At 48.7% G+C, this 21,335-nt stretch carries 22 protein-coding genes and 4 tRNA genes; 10 read left to right on the forward strand and 16 right to left on the reverse strand.

The window, feature by feature from the left end; translation table 11 throughout:
- Window positions 1-34 precede the first annotated feature (34 nt).
- Complete coding sequence (gene can / locus KG631_RS13015) at window positions 35-676, forward strand: carbonate dehydratase (protein ID WP_214000133.1); 642 nt, start codon at window positions 35-37, stop codon at window positions 674-676.
- A 14-nt stretch (window positions 677-690) separates the two neighbouring features.
- Here can and KG631_RS13020 read toward each other — a convergent pair whose 3' ends face one another.
- Both KG631_RS13020 and purU read right to left on the reverse strand, forming a co-directional pair.
- Window positions 691-1,239: a hypothetical protein gene (locus KG631_RS13020; protein ID WP_214000134.1), complete on the reverse strand. Its 549-nt coding sequence runs from the start codon at window positions 1,237-1,239 to the stop codon at window positions 691-693.
- A 76-nt stretch (window positions 1,240-1,315) separates the two neighbouring features.
- Window positions 1,316-2,149 carry a formyltetrahydrofolate deformylase gene (purU, locus tag KG631_RS13025; RefSeq protein ID WP_214000135.1) on the reverse strand — a complete coding sequence of 278 codons (834 nt, stop codon included), beginning with the start codon at window positions 2,147-2,149 and terminating at the stop codon, window positions 1,316-1,318.
- 150 nt (window positions 2,150-2,299) lie between these two features.
- Between purU and tsaA the strand changes: the two genes are divergently transcribed.
- The 8 genes from tsaA (at window position 2,300) to KG631_RS13065 (ending at window position 9,579) form a co-directional block, all read left to right on the forward strand.
- Window positions 2,300-3,007 carry a tRNA (N6-threonylcarbamoyladenosine(37)-N6)-methyltransferase TrmO gene (tsaA, locus tag KG631_RS13030; RefSeq protein WP_214000136.1) on the forward strand — a complete coding sequence of 236 codons (708 nt, stop codon included), beginning with the start codon at window positions 2,300-2,302 and terminating at the stop codon, window positions 3,005-3,007.
- Window positions 2,979-4,037 (forward strand): galactose oxidase, encoded by a 1,059-nt coding sequence (locus tag KG631_RS13035; protein ID WP_214000137.1) that lies wholly within the window; start codon window positions 2,979-2,981, stop codon window positions 4,035-4,037. Before tsaA ends, KG631_RS13035 begins: the two co-directional genes overlap by 29 nt.
- Before the next feature lie 49 nt (window positions 4,038-4,086).
- Window positions 4,087-5,811, forward strand: a complete 1,725-nt coding sequence (locus KG631_RS13040) for a proline--tRNA ligase (RefSeq protein WP_214000138.1) — start codon at window positions 4,087-4,089, stop codon at window positions 5,809-5,811.
- 217 nt (window positions 5,812-6,028) lie between these two features.
- On the forward strand, window positions 6,029-6,778 hold the full coding sequence (locus KG631_RS13045; RefSeq protein ID WP_214000139.1) for a TSUP family transporter: 750 nt from the start codon (window positions 6,029-6,031) through the stop codon (window positions 6,776-6,778).
- A 30-nt stretch (window positions 6,779-6,808) separates the two neighbouring features.
- The gene (locus KG631_RS13050; protein ID WP_214000140.1) at window positions 6,809-7,222 is read left to right on the forward strand and encodes a rhodanese-like domain-containing protein; all 414 of its coding nucleotides are present in this window, start codon (window positions 6,809-6,811) and stop codon (window positions 7,220-7,222) included.
- Between the two features lie 8 nt (window positions 7,223-7,230).
- Window positions 7,231-7,632 (forward strand): YeeE/YedE thiosulfate transporter family protein, encoded by a 402-nt coding sequence (locus tag KG631_RS13055; protein WP_214000141.1) that lies wholly within the window; start codon window positions 7,231-7,233, stop codon window positions 7,630-7,632.
- 15 nt (window positions 7,633-7,647) lie between these two features.
- On the forward strand, window positions 7,648-8,061 hold the full coding sequence (locus KG631_RS13060; protein WP_214000142.1) for a DUF6691 family protein: 414 nt from the start codon (window positions 7,648-7,650) through the stop codon (window positions 8,059-8,061).
- 129 nt (window positions 8,062-8,190) lie between these two features.
- Window positions 8,191-9,579: an ATP-binding protein gene (locus KG631_RS13065; RefSeq protein ID WP_214000143.1), complete on the forward strand. Its 1,389-nt coding sequence runs from the start codon at window positions 8,191-8,193 to the stop codon at window positions 9,577-9,579.
- A 503-nt stretch (window positions 9,580-10,082) separates the two neighbouring features.
- Here KG631_RS13065 and KG631_RS13070 read toward each other — a convergent pair.
- The 6 genes from KG631_RS13070 to dnaQ form a co-directional block, all read right to left on the reverse strand.
- Window positions 10,083-10,159 (reverse strand) — tRNA-Asp (locus KG631_RS13070).
- Between the two features lie 40 nt (window positions 10,160-10,199).
- Window positions 10,200-10,276: transfer RNA gene (locus KG631_RS13075), tRNA-Asp, on the reverse strand.
- Window positions 10,277-10,301: 25 nt separating this feature from the next.
- Window positions 10,302-10,378: transfer RNA gene (locus KG631_RS13080), tRNA-Asp, on the reverse strand.
- A 17-nt stretch (window positions 10,379-10,395) separates the two neighbouring features.
- Window positions 10,396-10,472 (reverse strand) — tRNA-Asp (locus tag KG631_RS13085).
- 108 nt (window positions 10,473-10,580) lie between these two features.
- Entirely contained in the window at window positions 10,581-12,023 is a 1,443-nt protein-coding gene (locus KG631_RS13090; protein ID WP_214000144.1) for a TIGR03503 family protein, read from the reverse strand.
- Window positions 12,011-12,715, reverse strand: a complete 705-nt coding sequence (dnaQ, locus tag KG631_RS13095; RefSeq protein WP_214000145.1) for a DNA polymerase III subunit epsilon — start codon at window positions 12,713-12,715, stop codon at window positions 12,011-12,013. Before dnaQ ends, KG631_RS13090 begins: the two co-directional genes overlap by 13 nt.
- 66 nt (window positions 12,716-12,781) lie before the next feature.
- Between dnaQ and rnhA the strand changes: the two genes are divergently transcribed.
- Window positions 12,782-13,255, forward strand: a complete 474-nt coding sequence (gene rnhA, locus KG631_RS13100; protein ID WP_214000146.1) for a ribonuclease HI — start codon at window positions 12,782-12,784, stop codon at window positions 13,253-13,255.
- 175 nt (window positions 13,256-13,430) lie between these two features.
- Here rnhA and KG631_RS13105 read toward each other — a convergent pair whose 3' ends face one another.
- The 8 genes from KG631_RS13105 to KG631_RS13140 form a co-directional block, all read right to left on the reverse strand.
- A complete protein-coding gene (locus tag KG631_RS13105) occupies window positions 13,431-14,015 on the reverse strand; it encodes a glutathione peroxidase (protein ID WP_214000147.1) in 585 nt (194 codons plus the stop codon).
- 90 nt (window positions 14,016-14,105) lie between these two features.
- Window positions 14,106-16,160, reverse strand: coding sequence for a TonB-dependent receptor (locus KG631_RS13110; RefSeq protein ID WP_214000148.1), 2,055 nt, complete (start codon window positions 16,158-16,160; stop codon window positions 14,106-14,108).
- Window positions 16,161-16,179: 19 nt separating this feature from the next.
- Window positions 16,180-16,692, reverse strand: coding sequence for a hypothetical protein (locus KG631_RS13115; RefSeq protein ID WP_214000149.1), 513 nt, complete (start codon window positions 16,690-16,692; stop codon window positions 16,180-16,182).
- Window positions 16,689-17,762 carry a tetratricopeptide repeat protein gene (locus tag KG631_RS13120; RefSeq protein ID WP_214000150.1) on the reverse strand — a complete coding sequence of 358 codons (1,074 nt, stop codon included), beginning with the start codon at window positions 17,760-17,762 and terminating at the stop codon, window positions 16,689-16,691. Before KG631_RS13120 ends, KG631_RS13115 begins: the two co-directional genes overlap by 4 nt.
- Window positions 17,763-17,813: 51 nt before the next feature.
- The gene (locus KG631_RS13125) at window positions 17,814-18,305 is read right to left on the reverse strand and encodes an Ig-like domain-containing protein (RefSeq protein WP_214000151.1); all 492 of its coding nucleotides are present in this window, start codon (window positions 18,303-18,305) and stop codon (window positions 17,814-17,816) included.
- A gap of 10 nt (window positions 18,306-18,315) precedes the next feature.
- Window positions 18,316-19,899: a DUF4331 domain-containing protein gene (locus tag KG631_RS13130; RefSeq protein ID WP_214000152.1), complete on the reverse strand. Its 1,584-nt coding sequence runs from the start codon at window positions 19,897-19,899 to the stop codon at window positions 18,316-18,318.
- 124 nt (window positions 19,900-20,023) lie between these two features.
- Window positions 20,024-20,704 carry an anti-sigma factor gene (locus KG631_RS13135; protein WP_214000153.1) on the reverse strand — a complete coding sequence of 227 codons (681 nt, stop codon included), beginning with the start codon at window positions 20,702-20,704 and terminating at the stop codon, window positions 20,024-20,026.
- Window positions 20,701-21,243 carry a sigma-70 family RNA polymerase sigma factor gene (locus KG631_RS13140; protein WP_214000154.1) on the reverse strand — a complete coding sequence of 181 codons (543 nt, stop codon included), beginning with the start codon at window positions 21,241-21,243 and terminating at the stop codon, window positions 20,701-20,703. The genes KG631_RS13135 and KG631_RS13140 overlap by 4 nt, the downstream gene beginning before the upstream one ends.
- Window positions 21,244-21,335 lie beyond the last annotated feature (92 nt).

A 21,335-nucleotide genomic window follows, 5' to 3' on the forward strand; every position in this document is an offset into this window, starting at 1 on the left:
CTATCTTAACGCGACTTTTTTCAGGATCAGTGTTATGCCAAAATTTAAAGATTTATTTATCAATAATAAAAACTGGGCAGATCGGATAGAACGTGAGCAGCCAGGTTTTTTTAAACAGTTATCTGAGCAACAAGCACCAGAGTATTTATGGATTGGTTGCTCAGACAGCCGGGTCCCGGCTAATGAAATAGTCGGGCTGCTACCCGGCGAGCTGTTTGTTCATCGTAATGTGGCCAATCTCGTGCTGCACTCGGATATGAATTGTTTGTCCGTACTACAATACGCTATCGATATTTTGAAAGTTAAGCATATTTTAGTGGTAGGACATTATGGTTGTGGCGGTGTAAAAGCCGCTATGATGAAACAACGGGTTGGCTTTGTTGATAACTGGTTGCGCAACGTGAAAGATGTTTATGCTATGCACCGGGAGGAAGTTGATAGTTTCAATGATGAAAATGAGCGGCTAAACCGGTTAATTGAACTGAACGTGATGGAGCAGGTTCGTAATCTTTGCCACACCAGTTTTGTGCAGGAGGCGTGGGAACGCGGCCAGCCTTTGGCCATTCATGGTTGGGTATACAGTTTGCGCAACGGCAGAGTAAAAGATCTGCGGGTCAGCCATACCTGTGCCGATAAAATTGACGACATTTATGCCATGGACCCACTCGATAACTGACAGTTCAACGTTGGCTATTTAAAGATAATTTCCTGAGGAGCAACGGGTTGATACACCGCACTATGACCTTCAACCCATTGTTCATTTTGTAAATAACTGGAACGTACCTGCAAACTTCCATCAGGCATAATTTTACTGTGCGATTTTACCTGAGTAATACCATTCTGATTGTTCTCAACATTCTCCAACGCTGTAATTTCGCCACTTTGAGGATTAAATTGCATGGTGCCGTGCGTGTAAAAACCAGCGGTTGTAAAATAATAGTAGGCCAGACTATTTTTAGCGTCGTCCCAGAAAATAAAAGACTCCCCGCCATATTCACCCTCATTAATTGAATGCACCGTTTTTACTGCCTGACCATTAAGTGCCCGTGACCAGTGCGAGCGGTCAATAACCTGCTTTTCGCTGCCAGGCTGAGTCAAATTGCCCTGCCAGTACTGGCCAAGATAAGGCCGGAACACTTCCAGTTGCGGATGCAGCTCTGCCGATTCTTCGTTAGCTGCGGTTGCGGTTGCAGTCGCGAAACCCGCAAACAAGTAACACATTAAAATAAGTAACTTCATAACTCATCTCACCTAAGCTGCAAAATACCAACATTGCTGAAGTATTAAAGATAATCAGCCAGAAGTAAAACGTTGTCTATAACACTACTGTTTTATTGCCATGAACCAGAACCCGGTTTTCAACAACCAGTTGTAAAGCCCGGCTAAGTGCCGCTTTTTCAACATCGCGGCCCGCTTTGGCCATATCGCTGGCACTAAAATTATGGTCGACTGTCCGCACCATCTGTTCAATAATCGGCCCCTCATCCAGTTGCTCATTAACAAAATGGGCCGTGGCACCAATGATTTTCACCCCGCGCTCAAACGCTTGCTGATAGGGGTTGGCACCAACAAAAGCAGGCAAAAAGCTGTGATGAATATTAATGATCCGGTTGCGATAGTTTGCCACGAAATCTGCACTTAAAATGCGCATGAATTTTGCTAGTACCACATATTCTGGTTGATAAGGTGCTATTGTTGCCAGAATTTTCTCCTCATGCTCTGCACGGCTTATCCCCTGATGGCTGATGTAATAATATGGGATCGCAAATTTGTCAGCCAGATTGCTAAGATCAGCGTAATTGCCAACAATAGCGGCAATATCTAACGCCAGTGAACCGTCGAACACTTTCATCAGAATGTCACCCAGGCAATGTGCCTCCCGGGTAACCAATACCACGACCCGCTTCGCACTGTCGCTCAACAAGCTGCGACGACTACCCGCTGGCAACGCCCGGTCTAAATCGAATAGCAAAGTCGTGTCATTAAACACCCCTTCCAGTACGGTGCGCATGTAAAACTGGCCAGTGACCGGATCGACGTATTCAGTGTTACGAATAATATTTAGCTGGTGCTTGTAACAAATGTTGGTAATTTGCGCAATGAGGCCCTTTGAGTCAGGGCATTCTGTTAACAGGGTTTTTCGTTCCATCTTCTACTCTTTAATTAACATTGGCAGCACTATTCTTACCTCAATAAGCGTATAGCGTCAAAGATATTCAGACGGCTACACTACCGCTTGTTGTTTAGTCATTGCAATTGCATAATGCCCGTTTAATTATGCAGCTTGCGTCATTTAATAATGAGTTCTTTCCAGTTTAAGGTTATTGGCACCATTGAGTCGCCATATAAACAGAAGTTTGCCATCCCAAGACAACCTGGGCTGATCGCCGAGGCAAGAGGCAAACTGGTACTCAACCCACCCTACGCCGACGATGATATTGTCCGGGGTATCGAAAGCTTCAGTCATTTATGGCTGGTATTTGTATTTCATCAGACAGCCAGTAAAGGCTGGTCGCCGTTAGTCAGGCCACCACGGCTTGGTGGCAATACCCGAAAAGGTGTTTTTGCTACCCGTGCGACCTTCCGACCTAATCCAATTGGTCTTTCTGTCGTAAAACTAGAGAAGGTATACCGGCAACATAACAAACTGGTGTTGGAGCTCAGTGGCATCGATTTATTGGACGGTACACCCATTTTAGACATTAAACCGTATTTACCCTATGCTGATGCCCTGCCCAATGCTGCAGGTGGCTTTGCAGACAGTGCGCCTGAAACCTTGATGGCGGTAAGTTTTAGTGAGTCAGCCAGACAATTCTGCCAGGCTCAGACTGCGCATCCTGAACTGGCGTTGCTGATTGAAAAAGTTTTAAAACAAGATCCACGGCCATCATATAAAAAACAACGCGATGCCGAACAACATTACGGTATGACTTTGTACAACTTTAATATTAAATGGACTGTCAATGGAGAACACAACCATGTTACTGAAATCTCTCAGCTACCTTAGTTTGCTGACGGCTGCAGCCAGTAGCATAGCTATCCCGGACCTACCCGAACCGGTCAGCAACAACAGCGTTGCCAGCACTACGGTACGCGGTAAAACCTACATTGTCAGTGCAATGGGAATTGGTCCGGGCAAACAAAGCGTTGATTTTCATAACAAAGTATGGATGCATACCCTGGGTGAATTTGGCTGGTCAGAGCTACCAGCAGTGCCCAGTCAGCAACGCTTAAGTGGCCGGGCTGCAGCCAGCGCAGTTGCCCTGAACAACAATTTTTTTCTGTTCGGTGGCTTTACCATCAACAACGATGGCAACAAGCAAACCGCAACCGACAGTTACCGGCTTGATCCGGTAACCCGGCGCTATACACGGCTTAATGATATACCGGTACCAGTAGATGATGCTGTCGCCCTGCCCTATCAGAATCGCTATATTTATCTGGCCAGCGGCTGGAGCGATCATGGCAACGTAAATCTGGTGCAATTATTTGATAACTTTACGCAGCGCTGGTCACAGGCTACGCCATTCCCAGGTAAACCGGTATTTGGCCTGGCGGGTGGTATTGTTGGCAACACCCTACTGTTATGTGATGGTGTCGCTATCGAGTACCCTAATGAAAAACCACGCAACTTTGTCAGTGAACCTGCTTGCTGGCAAGGTACCATCGGCAGCAAAGCAAACGAGATAAACTGGCAACAAGTGCCGCACCCGTCCGGCAAAGCCCGCTTTAGAATGGCTGCTACCGGCACCATGCTTGACGGTGAGCAAGTCATCGTTTTTGTTGGTGGCAGTAAAACCCCCTATAATTTCAGCGGAATAGGTTTTGATGGGCAAGCAGCTAATCCCAGTAGCGAAGTTTGGATATATTCTGTTGCCAGGCAACAATGGCAAACCGCGGCAGACAGTGAACCGGTCATGGATGTCCGCTCTTTACTGGAGCTTAATGGTGAGCTTTATACCCTGGGTGGCATGATTTCAGGCCAGCAGGTGACAAATAAGCCAATAAAACATCAGATTCAACTTCTGCCGGACTAAATGACTTGCTAGAATGACGGCAATTTTATGACTATTTTCTGAGAGTAGTATGCGCACCAGCCAGTATTTGTTATCTACGGTGAAGGAAACCCCATCCGATGCCGAAATTATCAGCCATAAACTGATGCTACGCGCCGGAATGATCCGCCGTCTCGGCACCGGCATGTTCAGCTATCTTCCCACTGGCGTGCGGGTACTACGTAAAGTTGAAGAAATTGTCCGTCAGGAAATGAACAAAGCAGGCGCAATAGAAGTGCTGCTACCGATGGTGCAACCCGCTGAATTATGGCAGGAGTCCGGCCGTTGGCATACCATGGATGCCGAGCTGTTGCGTTTTAAAGACCGCCATCAGCGCGACTATGTGCTAGGCCCTACGCATGAAGAAGTCATAACCGACTTAGTGCGGCGGGAAATTACCAGTTACAAACAATTGCCGCTGAATTTATATCAGATCCAAACTAAATTCCGGGATGAGCGACGACCACGCTTTGGGGTAATGCGTGCCCGTGAGTTCATAATGAAAGATGCCTATTCTTTCCACCTCAGCCAGGCCAGCTTGCAGCAAACCTATGATGCGATGTATAGCGCCTATTGCAATATTTTTAACCGGTTGGGGCTGGATTACCGCCCGGTGCAAGCTGACAGTGGCGCTATTGGTGGTAGTGTCTCACATGAATTCCATGTGCTGGCAGAGTCTGGCGAAGATGCTATTGCCTTTTCTGACAGCAGTGACTACGCCGCAAATATTGAAATGGCTGAAGCCCTGGCACCGAAAGGTGACAGACCCGCTGCAACTAAGGCACTTTGCGAAGTGGCAACGCCTGGTGCAGGCACCGTCAATGAGGTAGCAACGCTACTTCAGGTATCAAGCACCAATATAGCCAAAACGCTGTTTGTGCAGGCAGAAGCTGATGAACAGGGTAAGCAGCAGCTCATTGCGCTGATTGTTCGCGGTGACCATGAGTTGAATGAGTTAAAAGCAGAGAAGCTGAATGGCATTGCCAGCCCTCTCCAATTCGCCACTGACGAGCAAATTCGCGCATTATGTGATGCGGGCGCTGGCTCAGTTGGCCCGGTTGGTTTAACAGTAAGAATTATTGCCGATCGCAGTGCTGTGCACATGGCCGACTTTGTCGTTGGTGCCAATAAAGACGGCTATCACTTAACCGGTGTCAACTGGGAACGTGATATACCAAAGTTCGAGGTAGCTGATATCCGTAACATTATTGCCGGCGATCCAAGCCCTTGTGGCTTCGGTAACCTGATCATTAAACGCGGCATAGAGGTTGGCCATATTTTTCAGCTAGGAGAAAAATACTCAAAAGCACTAAAAGCCGGCGTATTAAATGAAGAAGGTAAACATCAAATCATGACCATGGGCTGCTATGGTGTTGGTGTATCACGGATTGTCGCCGCAGCAATTGAGCAAAACCATGACGAAAATGGCATTATCTGGCCAGATGCAATAGCACCGTTTCAGGTCGCTCTTATTCCAATGAATATGCACAAATCGGTACGCATTGCAGAAGTCACTGAGCAACTCTATCAACAACTGACTGCTGCTGGCATTGAAGTATTATTTGATGACCGTCGCGAACGCCCTGGTGTTATGTTCGCAGATATGGAGCTGATTGGCCTGCCTCATACTATCGTGATAGGTGAACGTAATCTTGACAACCAGCAGGTTGAATATAAAAACCGCCGAACCGGCGAAAAAGTAATGCTTGATATTGCGACTGTTGTCACTGAAATCCAGCAAAAACTCGCCTGCTGATTAACTCTCCGCTGACCAGACTGTGTTAAGGCAAAAAGCCTCAACACAGTCTGGGTTACTCTCTCAGACTCTCAAATCCCGGTAACACCAATCTGATTTATGTTCTTTTGGCCCACATAAATTAGAATATACTAAATTTTAATTGCCGACTCGGACAAAACGCTCTAGAATAATCCAGGTTATAAGCTTATTCATTTTTGATATATAAGGAGGCTAAGTGCTGGCATTAATTGGGGCATTAATTATCGGTTTAAGCCTCGGCCTATTTGGCTCAGGCGGTTCCATTCTGACAGTACCGGTACTGCTGTATCTCATTGGTATGCCTGCAGAACTTGCTATCGCATCTTCGTTGTTAATTGTTGCAGGCATTAGTTTGTTTGGTTCTATTCATAATGGCATGAACAGACTGATAAGCTGGCGCCATGTATTATGGTTTGGTTTGCCTGGCATGGTTGGCACTTATGGCGGAGCCTGGTTAGGCACACTTATCGACAGTCGCTGGCAACTGCTGGTATTTTCACTGCTAATGCTTGTCGCCGCAGTATTTATGTGGCGCAGCAAGTTAAAAGATGACGCAAGCCAACAGTCTTTTAACAAACCTAAAGTTATTGCCGATGGCCTGGTCGTTGGCGCGGTAACCGGCTTTGTTGGTGTTGGTGGCGGTTTTTTAATTGTACCGGCGTTAGTGTTGATGGGCGGCTTGCCTATAGCGATTAGTGTTGCCACAAGCTTATTAATTATTGCCATGAAATCTTTTGTCGGCTTTGCCAAATATTTCATGGTGTTCAGCGCAAAGGGACTACAGTTTGACTGGACAGTAATTGCTTTAATGATATTTGCCGGCATTGCTGGCAGCTATCTGGGAGGCTGGATTGGCCGCCGGTTACCAAAGGAGAAATTACAACGGGGCTTTGCCATATTTTTAGCAGTAATGGCCATAGTCGTTATTACTCAGTCCGTTCTTTAATTCAACTTAACGTAAATTATGGAGCTCTACATGAAAACATCACAACAATTGATTGCTGAAGCTAAAGCTAATATCAAGGAAGCAAGCATTGCTGAATTGGTAGCGTATTTGGCAAAGCATCCGGAACCACGGCTGATTGATGTACGAGAGCCGGCCGAGTTTGCGCAGGAGCATATTGCTGGCGCGGTTAATTATCCAAGGGGCGTTCTGGAAATGCAACTGGCAAATCATCCGGCAGTTGCAGCCAGCGGCTGTGCGGCTGATGTGGCGCTGGCACAATTAGCCAGTGAACCGTTATACCTAATTTGCCGCTCTGGTGGCCGCTCCGCCCTGGCCGCAGAATCGTTGCAACGGATGGGGTTTACTGACGTTTATTCAGTAGCCGGTGGCATGCAAGACTGGCTTACCGCGAACCCGACAATCCAGAACAGCCAACAGAATTAGGGGGTGGCATGGACAATTTTACACCAGTTTCAGCGTTAATTGGCGGCAGCCTGATTGGCCTGGGCACGTTATTACTTCTGGCGACATTAGGCCGTATTGCGGGTATTTCCGGCATTGCCAGTCAGGCCATTTTTCAACGTGAGGGGCGCAGCTGGCGACTGGCGTTTGTTGCCGGTTTACTGCTGGGGCCTATAGTAGTCAGTTTGGTAATCAGTGATTTTAACTTCAGTACCCCAGATCTTAGCAGCAGAACACTGATTGCCGGTTTACTGGTTGGCCTTGGCACCGCCTGGGGCAGTGGCTGCACCTCAGGCCATGGTATCTGCGGTATTGCTCGTTTTTCACCGCGGTCCATTGCGGCAACGCTGATGTTTATGGCTACCGGAGTCGTTGTCGCCAGTTTGTTTTAGTTAAGGAGTTTACTTATGCAACTGTTTTTTGCCCTGTTATCCGGCTTGCTGATCTCAGCCGGTATTGCTGTTTCAAAAATGATTGACCCGCAAAAAGTGTTAAACTTTTTAGATGTAACCGGTAACTGGGATCCCAGTCTGGCATTAGTGATGGCCGCAGCATTATTAATTTATACACTTGGCTACAGGCTGGTGTTAAAAAGTGACGCACCGTTACTTAACAAACAATACTTTTTACCATCAAAACACCACTTGGATAGATCGCTGTTGGCCGGTGCGGCTATCTTTGGTGTTGGCTGGGGATTAGCAGGCTATTGTCCGGGACCGGCCATAGCGGCATTACCCGCTGCTAGCAGTGGTACCGCAGGATTTGTCATTATGATGGTTCTGGGCTGGTTTATCGCTGGCAAATTGCCTATTAAGAATTAATTGCTAAACAATCAGTTTATTATTTACATTGTTCGCCTGCTGCTATATTCATTGCTATAGTAAACAATAAGCTAACCGCAACGAATATAGCAGGCAGTACAATCTGCCGTAACCAGAAAGTTGGTTGATGTGGATACAACGCTTGAAAATATTCTGCTCCATGTATCATTAAGTCCGGTGCTTGATAGCGGCGATAGCCAGGCCGCTGAACTGCTGTTATTGCAAGCCTGTTTAAATGGCTTAAAAATAGCACGGGTAAGCTTGTGGTGTTTTGATGATAATCGCGATGTTATTACCTGTGAACAACTACTGGATACCGATTTACCCTTAAGCAGTGAAAAAGCCACCTTTCACCGTCGTGACCTGCCTGCTTATTTCAGTGCGCTCGACCATCAACGCGTAATCCGCGCCAATGACGCCTGTAACCACCCGGCTACGGCTGAATTTACTGAAGACTATCTTGTTCCTTCCTGTATTGTTTCCATGCTGGATGTGCCAATCCGCTTTGGCGGTGAGATGATAGGCATAATTTGTTGTGAACAAAAAGAAACGATAAAGCACTGGTCAGATGATGAAACCCATTTTGTTGCAGCACTGGCCGACTTGTATGGTCGTGCTCTGACAGCGAGCCAGAAAAAGCAATATCAGCAACAACTTGAGCAGTTAAACCAGCAACTTGAACGTCGCGTTGCCGAACGCACCGAACAGTTGGAAAAGCATATTGACGAACTGAAGCAGACGCAGGCACAGCTGGTTGAATCAGAAAAAATGGCATCCTTAGGCACACTGGTTGCTGGGGTGGCGCACGAAGTTAACACTCCGCTGGGCATTGCCATTACCGCTAATTCGCATTGTGTTGAGTTAACAGATAAACTTCAGAAATTACTGGAAAACAACACGTTAAGCCGCAGCAAGCTTGAAACCACTATCATGGCGCTGCGTGACAGCCATGCGGTGATTGAACGTACTTTGAACCGTTCGGCGGAGCTGGTCGTTAATTTTAAAAAAACGGCGGTAGACCAATCCAGTTATGATATTCAAACTATCAACCTGGCAGAATACCTTCACACGTTAGTATCAACGCTGAAACCCTATACCAAAACTTTTAATGTAAATCATATTATTCAATGTCCGCAGCCGGTCAAGATCACGACTTATCCCGGAGCCATCGCTCAGGTGATCACCAACCTGGTAATTAACGCCTGTATTCATGCCTTTGAGCAGGAGAAAAATGGTAATCAGATTGAATTTCTGATTGAACAAATTCAACAAAATAAAGTACAACTTATCGTTCGGGACAGCGGCAAAGGTATAGCCAAAGCAGAGCAAAAACGAATTTTTGAGCCCTTTTACACCACGAAGAGAAGTAATGGCGGCAGTGGTCTTGGACTGGCAATAGTGTACAACCTGGTTGCCAGTACTCTGGGAGGGAGCATTAGTGTCGATTCAACACTGGGTATCGGCACCAGCTTTCGCTTAACGTTGCCCGCGGCGTGCCCGGCAGCCAATAAAAAATAAAGTTTGCTGGCTTCACCATCGGGACTTGAACCCGCGAGCTCTGCGCTGAAGTGAGCGGCTACTCTTTGAAAACTAAATGAAGTGGCTTCGCTGTCGGGACTTGAACCCGCGTGCCATATGGCTTGGGGCGTGACAGGCCGGCTAAGCTCTTAATAGAGAGCAACCGACTGAACTACCGCTCTACGCTGAAGTGAGCGGCTACTCTTTGCAAACTAAATGAAGTGGCTTCGCTGTCGGGACTCGAACCCGCGAGCCATATGGCTTGGGGCGTGACAGGCCGGCTAAGCTCTTAACAGAGAGCAACCGACTGAACTACCGATTTGCGCTGAAGTGAGCTGCTACTCTTTGCAAACTAAATGAAGTGGCTTCGCTGTCGGGACTCGAACCCGCGAGCCATATGGCTTAGGTGCGTGACAGGCCGGCTAAGCTCTTAACAGAGAGCAACCGACTGAACTACCGCTCTACGCTGAAGTGAGCTGCTACTCTTTGCAAACTAAATGAAGTGGCGGAGCGGACGGGACTCGAACCCGCGACCCCCGGCGTGACAGGCCGGTATTCTAACCGACTGAACTACCGCTCCGCGCTGGAGTGAGCATGAGCTCTTGGCAAACTAACTGAAGTGGCGGAGCGGACGGGACTCGAACCCGCGACCCCCGGCGTGACAGGCCGGTATTCTAACCGACTGAACTACCGCTCCGGTATCAGAAAGCGTTTTGCTGCTATGGCGGAGCGGACGGGACTCGAACCCGCGACCCCCGGCGTGACAGGCCGGTATTCTAACCGACTGAACTACCGCTCCGAAGAAGCAACAAAAATTGGCGGAGCGGACGGGACTCGAACCCGCGACCCCCGGCGTGACAGGCCGGTATTCTAACCGACTGAACTACCGCTCCGCGCTAATTACACCTGACAATTTCGTTTGGGTATTGTCTGGTGCGGCGGGAATGATACGGATATGGCCATAGTCCGTCAACTTCTTTTTTGTCGCTTTTGGCTATTCCTTAGTCATCCGGCAGGGAAAGATCCAGAATATCATCCAGATCGTTGTTTTTTTGTGCTTTTGTCTGCGGCGGCGCCTTTTTGGTGCTGTTATTACCTGCTTCAGACACCTTGGCCGGACTCGCTCTCGCAGCGGACTTTTTCCGCCAAAACAACAGGGCAGCAGGCTTTTTACCACTCATGATAAACCAGATGGCAAAGCTTCCTGTAATCAGAATAAATAAGTTAATACCAATGACTAACGCCCAGGGAAAGCCAGCTTCTGCTTCAATCTGTTCAGGAACCAGTTCGCCCTGCAGTTGCTTGGGTAACTGCGCCAACTCTGGTGCCGCAAATGTCTGCTGATTTACCACAAAGCTTAACTCTGGCATCGTCAGCATAAACTCGCGACCATCTTGCCAGTTGCCAAATACCGCCGTTTCCAGAATATAGCTACCAAAGCCTTTATTCAGCACATCTAATGTATTATCAGGGTTATCCTCGGCGTTCAGGGCGTACTGGTCGACACTGCCGTCCGGATAACGCACCCGTCCCTGGATCAGCAAACTCGCCGCGTCCACTCCTGACTCTGTCAGCGTAAATTTAACCTGATGGTTATCGGTTTCTGTGTCGGCCAACAGTACGTCAGGATTAATTGGCGCAGGCTTTAAAATAACAGGATCCTGCTCCAGCTCCCGGGTGTAAAGCGCGGTTCGCACGATATATTTTGGTGTCCACTCGCCGGCAACAAAATCCAGTTTAAATTCGCCGGTAAAAATCCCGTCGCGCGCCCGCTCATCATAGCCACGACCATCATCCCGGAACGTCGCGACCTGAATAATACCGCGGCCAAAGTTATCAAACTCAGCATTGTTAGTACTGATAAAAATCACTTCCAGGGTCAACACGTCCCGAAAATCACGCGCATTTATCGTAGTATCACCGTTTAACAGCCGTGCCGTTACTTTTACTGTCTCCCCTACCATCAGGTTGTCTGGTAAAGGGTCAACGTCCAGTTTAATGTCAGTCAGCACCATGATCCGGCTTTCAGGCAAAATGCGGCCGATAGCCTGCCACGGTCCAGGCATTGGGTTGTTAATTTCAATCAAATCGTAACTGGCAGCATCGTGCCAACGTACCTGATTTTCTTCTGCGGTATTAAAGTGCAATTTACTGCCATCGGGTCGCACCAACACAACTGAGGCACTACCGGGGCGTCGAAACATTAACAGCGTTATCGTTTCAACTTCGCTGTCAATCCGAAAGCGGTTGTCAAAAAAAGGGATCTGATTTTTAGTGGGTAAGTCGGCTAGTAAGGCGAACCCTTCGGCCCGGGCACTGGCTTGCTCCTCGGTCAGCGACTGCTCAACTGACCCAGCGGTATCCTGACGTGCCTGCACCATAACGGGTAAGTGTAATAATGCTAACCACAGTACCACCCACCATTGGCCGCTTAGTTTCGCCACAAGCAAATTCCCCCTTTTTTCTGGACTAAATCCAGGCGGCTTTCATGCGCTTGTAGTTCATCGGCTGACGCTCTGATAACCTTTAGCTTGCTGCTACGAATAATTGCTGTTTGGCCGGTATCGCCCTGCTCAGCCTGATCTTGCTCTGCAGCTAAATTCAGGCTGACCTGCCCACCGGTCATCAGTAAATAGACATCAGCCAGAATTTCAGCATCCAGTAAGGCACCGTGCAGGGTACGATGGCTGTTGTTGATATCATAACGTCGGCACAGTGCATCAAGGTTATTCTTTTGTCCCGGGTGCAGTTCCCGCGCTAACTTGAGCGTATCAAGCACTGCACAGTATTCGTTTACCGGCGGTAATGCCGGCCGCAGCCGGGCAAACTCATGGTCAATAAAACCCACGTCGAAAGCGGCATTATGAATAACCAGCTCTGCTCCCTGAATGTAGTCATAAAAGCTTTTAGCAATATCGCGAAATTTTGGCTCATTAGCCAGGCGCTCATTGGTAATACCATGCACCGCTATGGCTTCGGCTTCAATCTCCCGCTCCGGGTTAATATAGACATGATAGTTATTACCGGTAAAACGGCGATTAACTAATTCAACACAACCAATTTCAATAATGCGGTGGCCTTCCCGGGGGTTAATACCAGTGGTTTCGGTATCCAGAATAATTTGACGCTTTAACATGATAGATTTCGCTTTTTACTGCAATTACGTTAGATTATACGCCGTTTTGCTTCGAGGAAAGGCTTTATGCAGAAAAGTGTTGCGATCTATACCGATGGTTCCTGTTTGGGTAACCCGGGACCTGGCGGTTACGGCGCTATTTTAGTGTATAACCAGCATCGCAAAGAACTAAGCGGTGGCTTTCGCCTTACCACCAATAACCGGATGGAACTGCTGGCCGCTATTATTGCCCTGGAAAGCTTAAAATCTGCCTGTCAGGTCGATTTAACGACAGACAGCCAGTACGTAAGGCTGGGTATTATGCAATGGCTGGCCGGTTGGAAGCGCAACAACTGGAAAACCAGCCAGAAGCAACCGGTCAAAAACCAGGATTTATGGCAACGACTGGATGCTGCCGCAGCCAGGCACAAAGTGAACTGGCACTGGGTTAAAGGTCATGCCGGCCATCCGGAAAACGAGCGCTGTGATGTACTGGCCAGAACAGCCGCTGAAGCGAAACCCAATACTGCTGATGAAGCTTTTGAGCAGAACCAAAAGTAATCAGCAACATGCTTGCTCATAGTTAGTTGACTGCGGCTGGTGCAAGGTCAACTGCTTTAGCTACAACACTCGCTTTGGCCCATCACAGCAACTCGCTCGCGCTTGCGCACTCACTCAGACACTCTGTGATGTCCAAATCGAGGTTCTAGCCGCAGCTGACCCTCTGGCCATCTAATTACTCGCCAGATTTGGCTGCAGTTTCACCACTGCTACTAGCTGCCAGCATTTTTTCCAGTTCAGCAATAAAATCTTTGTCGTCCGGTGCGGTGCGGCTACCAAAATGCTTAACGGTTTGTTCGTCGGCACTTACCAGGTACTTATTGAAATTCCAGGAAGGCGTTTCACCGGTTTTGGCAATTAACGCTTTAAACACCGGGTTAGCTTCATCACCCTTTACTTTAGTAGTGGTAAACATTGGGAATTTCACGCCATAAGTCAGGTAACACACTTCAGCCGTTTTTTCAGCGTCGTCATATTCCTGTTTAAAGCTGTCAGAGGGAAAACCTAATACTACCAGCCCTTTATCCTGATACTTCTGGTATAAGGCTTCGAGCCCTTCAAACTGCTTGGTAAAGCCGCATTTACTGGCTGTATTTACCACCAGTACGGTTTTGCCCTGATACTGCTCGCACAAATCAACCGTTTCCCGGGTGTTCAGTTGCTGCATAGCATGCCCCAGTATTTCACCACACTGATTGGCCATGGCTGAGGTTGATATCACTGATGTTGCTAACACCGCGGCGTTTAACCATGTTTTCATTTTTAATCTCCAGTTATGCTGTTGACTTGCACTGTCAGCTGTTACGTTAGTTAAGCTTAAACCGATCTGTCACTGAGCGATAGCAGCAGATTAAAATTGATAGCTTGCCGAAATCCTGAAAGTTCGCGGCTCCAGCGGGTGGGAATGCCGGTCCTCCACGCCTTCTGCCGGCTCACCTGGTAAGCGCGAGCTGTAAAAATAGTCAATATCATTCTGGTTACTGTCCAGCAAGTTTAATAACTCCAGATTAAACTGCCACTGCTGCCAGCCATACTGATAGCCGGCATTGACTACTGTCGTCGCAGCAGAGCGCTGCTGATTAAAGCTGTCTAAAGTACGTTTACCGAAATGACGCAACCGTATACTTGCCTGCCATGGCGCAGCGGCTTTATAGATCAGCCCGATGCTGGCCACCAATGGTAAGGAGCCGTCAACATAGTTGCCTTCATCCTCTGCCTGCCCGGAAAAACGCGAGCGGGTTAACGCCAGCTCGGCATCCAGACTCCAGTTTGAGCCAAGCCAGTAATACGCGGCCAGTTCAACACCGAAGCGCTCGCTCCCCCGATTAGGTTCATTGGTGCCGGCATCACCAACATACAACAGTTCAGAATCGAGCTGCAGGTACCACAAAGCTACAGAAGCATTAAATGCGGTGTAATCAAAAAAACGCAGCCCCAGCTCAGCACCATCTGATTTAACCAGTAAATCAACGGGTGCTACCGCTGCTAGTGATAGCGGATCTGCCACTGTGGTGGCGCCCCGGGCATCATTAGAATGAAAACCCTGGCCAGTATTAAAATAAGCCTGCCAGTTAGGAGCAAACTGATAGCTGACGCCGGCTTTCAGCGACAGGATATCATCAGCAGCATTACCGGAATTGGCAGTGGTCAGCGCACTGTCGACTGATGCTTTCATATAGTCGTAACGCAGGCCGATATGAGCAGTCCAGTCAGCGTTCAGCTGAATATCGGACTGGCTGTAAAGTCCGACAGAGCCTTGCTCCACCTTATCGCTGCGCACAGTATTTAGTCGCTGTCTTGCCCGTGTGTTATATAAACCTACTTCAGCAATATCATCGTAACGCAGCTGCACCCCCACCACATGCTCGACTGCAAACTCACCAATACGGTGATGCCAGTGATGACTAAGCGCCCCACCTGCTATACGCCTGTTATCAACTTGCTGAAACTGATCCCCATTTACTGGATCCGTTAAGAAATAAGTAAAGTTGGACCATAAATCCATATCTGAATCAATTAAATAGGCATTCGCCTGCCAGGCATCACTATCCCAGCCAACTGACAGACTGTAGCGGCTGCTGTTACCGCCAACGGTCGGATCCAGCGATCCCAGCCGGTCAATCAGACCTGTTGTGACCGCTCGGTTTGGGACCTGATCGGCGGCATTCCAGCTGTTGTTATAGGTCATAGCGGTAACGGTAAACTGGCCACTGGCCAGCGGCTGACTATAACGGGCAACGGCATTGAATTTATCAACGTCTTCGTTGATATCAGTCCATGGGCCATTATACCGCTGCACCTCACCTGCCAGCAGCAAGTTGCCGCTGCCTTGCCTGCTACTGCCTTTTGCCAGCAGTCGCTGGTAATTATTCTGGCCAATCGTCATTACCACTTCATCTTTGGTGCGATTTTGTAAACTGAACCGGGCAGATCCTGCCGCCGAAAAATCACCAGCGTCTGCATGATATGCCCCTTTCTGATATTCGATCTGGCTGATCAGCTCAGGCACAATAAAACTCAGATCAGTATAGCCCTGACCGTGACCATGGCTGCGCATATTAAGTGGCATACCATCGATTGCTGTACTGAAGTCGGTACCATGATCAAGGTTGAAGCCCCGCAGGAAATACTGATTTGCCTTGCCACTGCCGCTGTGTTGCGTGACCACCATACCCGGGATAAACTCCAGTACCTCTCCGGTTCGTAACAATGGCCGGTCACTTATCTCCGCATTGCCTATCATGCCTTCAGATGCCGACCTGGCCTGACCCAGCAAATCAGTTTGCCGACCCTTAATACTAATTTGCTCCATCATATGAGAAGACAATGGGTCGGCAGCGAGCTCTGCAGGCTGCGCGCTTAAGCCTAATGCAGCAAGCACTATGGTATTTCGATAGTTTTTCATTATTAATTCCGAAAAAGCGCTAGTTATTAGGAAATTTCATAGAATCTGCGGCCAATACGGCGTTAGCCTCGGCGCCAGGTACTTGCCAGGACAACAGCAACTTGTGGCTGGGTTCGCTGGTAAATAACGCCTGGTATGTCAATTGCCAACTGTCGCTATTTGCACAGTCAACAGCTATTGGTAGTAACAAGTAAAGATCACGTTGCAGTCGCTGTAACTGCCAGTCAGATGCGACCACGGCTTTGAGCTGACAGGGCTGACCAGCGCTGCTAAATCCGATATGGCTGATTAAATACGTATTTAGCGTGGTTGCACTATCCATAACCTGTTGCCATGACACCTGATGACTATTGTCAGCCACTAGTAATTTAGCCTGAGCTAAATCGTGCAACGCAACTTTCCAGAGCAATACCGGCTGGCCAGCCTGCTCTGTCACATCCATATAGGCGGTACTGAATTTATGTGCCAATGCTGCGGGTGCAAGAAGGCCTGTAACAAGTAAACAAAAAACTAACTTCAAACCTGTGTTCATGGGGTTGTTCCTTTTTGACGGCTTAACGCCCGTTCGCTTTGCCGCAGTAAGGCAATATCGTCCGGCTCTTTGGCGGTTTTATAATTCAGTTCAGCCCAGTGCAGCGCAGCTTGAGGATTGGGGGCAACCCTTAAAAAATAATGCGCCAAATCGGCTGCATGCTCGGTATCGCCCCGGGCAAGTCTTAACTGTATCCGCTCTGTCAGTTCTGTGCTGATGCTGGTTTCAACAGTCAATTGTTGCTCAGCCGCGGCCAGCCTGACCAGCAGACTGTCGGCCAGGCCAAGCTGCTGATGTTTCACTAGCAACTGTTGATACACCTGGCGATAATCCTCTAATGCCAGGCTTAAATCTGCCCACTTTATCCATAAACTGGTCGGGGCATCTGCCAGCACCGGACTAAGCCAGTTTCTGGCCTCAGCAGTTTTACCCAATTGTTCCGCTTGTTCAGCAAGGATACCGCGCAGCCACAGTTCAATCTCTTTTGATAAGCTCTGCTGACGCTGATAAAGCGTTACTAACGCAGCATAGCTTTGTTGCCAGTCACCATTGCGGCCGGCCACTTCATAGCTGCACACTGAAAACAGAAACAGGTCTTGCTGCCACAACCTATTACAAGCGTCTTGCGCCGCCTGATGCTGTGCCATAGCAAGATAAATACGCGCGGCCATCAGGCTGGCTGATAAATGCTGCGGCTCTGCTGCAAACACCTGCTCAAGGCTGGTTAATGCCGCATCAAACTGATGTTGTTGTTGCAGAATATCAGCCTGCAATAGCGGGTATTCAATACCGCGACGAGTGGCTGCACTTAGCTGACTCAGCCAATATTCAGCCTGATGAAACCAGGCATCGTAGCCAGGCTGACGCGCGCCATGCAAATACAGAGTGGCCAGCTTGAGAACATCGGCGTCGTTCGGTTCGGTAGCAACTCGTGCGGATAGTTTGCTCATCTGCCCCGTTAACGGCAGAGGCATCGCCAAAGCTATCGTTTCGTCTGCTAATGGTTTGTAACTGTCAGCATGAACTGCAGTGCAAATTACAGCAAACAATACAAAAAATACGTGTTTCATAGGCAAGCCTTATAAAGAACGGGGCGACTATTGCCCCGTTTTTTTTACAACTTACAGACCATCAAGCAAATCGGCATAATCTGCCTCGGCCATTGCGTCCATCGTAAACTCCCGACCGTTTACCGCTAATGGTGTAGCGGTGCCATCAGCAGCAAAAGCCTCACGGCTGTAACCAAGAAACGAGACAACGGCTACCTGAACATCAATGCCAACGGTCGCTTCTGTAACGTTTTCACCATCGGAAATTTGCACCACAAAACTGTCGTCTCCGGTAAACTCACTGGCCGGGGTGTAAACAAACTGGCCATCGCTTTGAATTGCCACAGTGCCGCTTACTGCCTCCATAGTTAAACTAAAGCGCAGACGATCGTTTTCCGGATCAGTAGCAACCAACCTATCCATAATGACCATGTCGGTTTCCGTAACAAAGCTGCTGCTGACCAGCTGCGGCGGTTTATTGGGCTTATCACTACTGCTGTTACAGGCGGCAAGCCCTGCAAGCGTTGCCAGCACCAGGGTGGTTTTTAATGCTAAGTTAGTCATAACTATCTCCTTAGTTAGGTGAACCCGCTAACGGCGTTAACAAATAAGGAAACTGGCTGTTTAACATCGAGGCATCGAGTGGCGCACCGTCAGTGAAAGGCACATTGCCAACCGGCGCATCAGCAGGTTCACATAACCCTAAATTGGTTGGCTCACCGGCAATGGGGATATCGTGGCACAGTGCGCCCATTACTACCCGCAGGGCAATATCAACCACGTCATCACCCGGGCGGCGACCATTCGGAAAGCCTGCCAGGTCATCTCCTGCCACCCCAAACGCAGATTGCATCGCGGCGGGTGTAGCAGGTATAGCGGTATTTAGTCGCAGCATTTCGGAAGGCGTGACGGTCGATAACTGATTAACACCGGGAAAACCGGTTAAAAATGCAGTGACTAAGTCTGTCCGCGGAAAGTTAGCAGGCGCTAAATCTTCTATATCCGTGCCAAGAGTGGTGTTAACGGCATCTTTAAACAGAATGTTTAGCAACGCAGGCAATGTCGGGTGCGTGACATAATCGGCAAACTGGCCATCATCCGCCGGTTTGCTGCTGTTAAATTTGTCTTTGTCAGCCAGACCAATAACCAGCTCATTGACCAGCGGATTACTTAACCGTGATACCTGGACCAACGCACCACCATTGACTTCAGGCCGGCTAAAGTTAGCATTTGGGTTTAAAATACGCGCCTGCGGCAAACTGGCTGTGGTCCAGGCACCAATAACGCCATTGCCTGAGCCGGTGATACAACTGGTAGGGACTTCAATCGCCAGGGTTGTGACGTTTTTGTCAGTCAAATCGTCATTAGCACTCGTTTGGGTAATCCCACCCGGAAAACCGCCACCATCGCCAGCACCAGGTGCACTGTCTCCCTCAACCGGTACGTAGTTAACTAAATCGAACGTTTCGCCCAGATTGACCACGAACGGGTCTTTACGCTGGCCAACAAATATCCGGCTTTCTGCATCGCAACCCGGCATCGCGACATCATAAACATATTGCTCGGCGTAAGCCTGATAAGCAGCGCTGCTGCTGAAGGTTTTATTGCCGACATAATCATAGGGTTTGGTAAATTGCATTGCGCCATCGGCCGGCATAAGCGTGCTGACATCACTACCACTTACCATTTCAACAGTATAATTTTCGTTGAAGTTTAATGCAGCAGTGCTGTCACTACTGATGCCGCCAACATTTTTCAGCGGCACACCAACCATCCTCTGATCGCCCTCAGGGCCAATAGCCAGTTGCACGCCATTTCCGTCATTTGCCAGGCTTTGGCTAAAGCGGAAATTAAAGCTGATATTGGGCATCGCATCGCCATCATTGTCGATATGAATGCTATATACGGCAGCCGGGTCAAGCGCGAAATAATTGGGCCCACCATAAGCGTCCTGTAACGGAATATAGTTCGCTAACAGGGTGACATAACCTTCCCGGCCACTTTCATAACTGTTAAAGAGATAAAAATCAGTTGCATCAACGGTGGGGGAACGGGTAATGCTTGGTGCTTCCCGGTGGCTTGATGCCTGCAAATCACCAACCATTACGGCAGCGCTTAACGCTGAAGTAACTGCAAGAAATAATATTGAACGTTTCATTATCTGGATCCTTTTTATTTAAGTTGCCACCAAGAAACGACCTACCCGCACCACTGGATGCAACCAGATAAAAAAAACATAAAAAACCGCCGCAGCGGTTTTTAATGTTTAAGACTGACCTATCCTAAGTCAGATGGCGATAATCTCGGCAGTAAATAACACTGGCCCGGTAGGCTGGCCGGTTGGCGAGCCGCCTAACGGCCTCGAAACTGACCGCCAGTGCAGCAATATCAATACCCAAGGCTGCGGCAGGCCACTGTACTGTGGTTTCACCCTGTTGCGGTAAAATCCCCAGTGACACCGGCGGCTGGCCATCAGCAGGCAGCATCCAGAGCTGATAGTCGTTGTCAGCAGCTGCTGTTACCGCTGTCGTGGCTTTTAACACCAATTGCTGCTCCTGACGCGAAACCAGCCATAATGCTTTGGCTTCAGTGGTCTGAATAATCGCTACTTCGGTTTTAACAGGCGACGTCAGCATCGGTTGGACAAACACTACGGCCAGCAGCACACAAGCGGCTGCAGCCAGGCTAAACCATAGTGGCCGGGTATTGCGGTTAATCACCTGCTCCTGTGGCAGCCAGCCTAAGCGGCGCTGAATTTTTTGCCATACTTCAGACCGGGGCGCGGTAGCAGGTAACGATGCGGCCAGTGGGTTCAGGTGTTGCTCCCAGCGCCATACGGTGCTTCGAACCAGGCTGTCGGTAGCAATTAAACGCTGGAACCGCATTCTTGCCTTGCCACGCATACCACCCAAAACAAAGTTTACTGCCAGAGCGTCCAGTCTTTGTGGTTGTAGATAATTCATCCTTCAAGACACCTCTTTAACTGGGTTAAACCACGCCGGATCCAACTTTTCACTGTGCCGAGCGGCGAGCCGGTGTGTTCGGTAATTTCGTAATGACTCAAGCCATTTAAATAGGCCAACTGAATAGACTGACGTTGCTCTGGCACCAGAGCTTCCATACATTCATCTAACTTAACCTTTTCCCTGGTTAAGCCCAGCACCTCCCCCGGCTTTATCTCGGCGGCTAAATCATCAGTGACATCGATATGCTCGGCCTTAATCCGGCGTGACTTCAGTAAATCGAGTGCCCGGTAGCGGGTAATGCTGATCATCCAGGTCATTACTGTGCCTTTATCGGCATGATAATCTGCCGCGTTGTGCCAAATCCTGACAAAAGCATCCTGCAGCACATCCTCGGCCCAGTCGTGGCGACGCAGCAAATGCAGTGATACGGAAAATAATTTTCCTGAACAGGCCTGATAAAGTTTTTCAAACGCTGAGCGGTTGCCATTGGCGGTGGCATACAACCATTCAAGTAATTGTTGTTGTGATGTTTCCATATTTGGTTCCTTGTTGTTTTAGCCAAGTTACGCCGCTGCCCGTCAACTGGATGCAACAACACATCCGTTTTACTCACTTTATTGCGCTTAAA

Source organism: Arsukibacterium sp. (genome assembly GCF_018402695.1).
Lineage (GTDB): Bacteria > Pseudomonadota > Gammaproteobacteria > Enterobacterales > Alteromonadaceae > Alishewanella.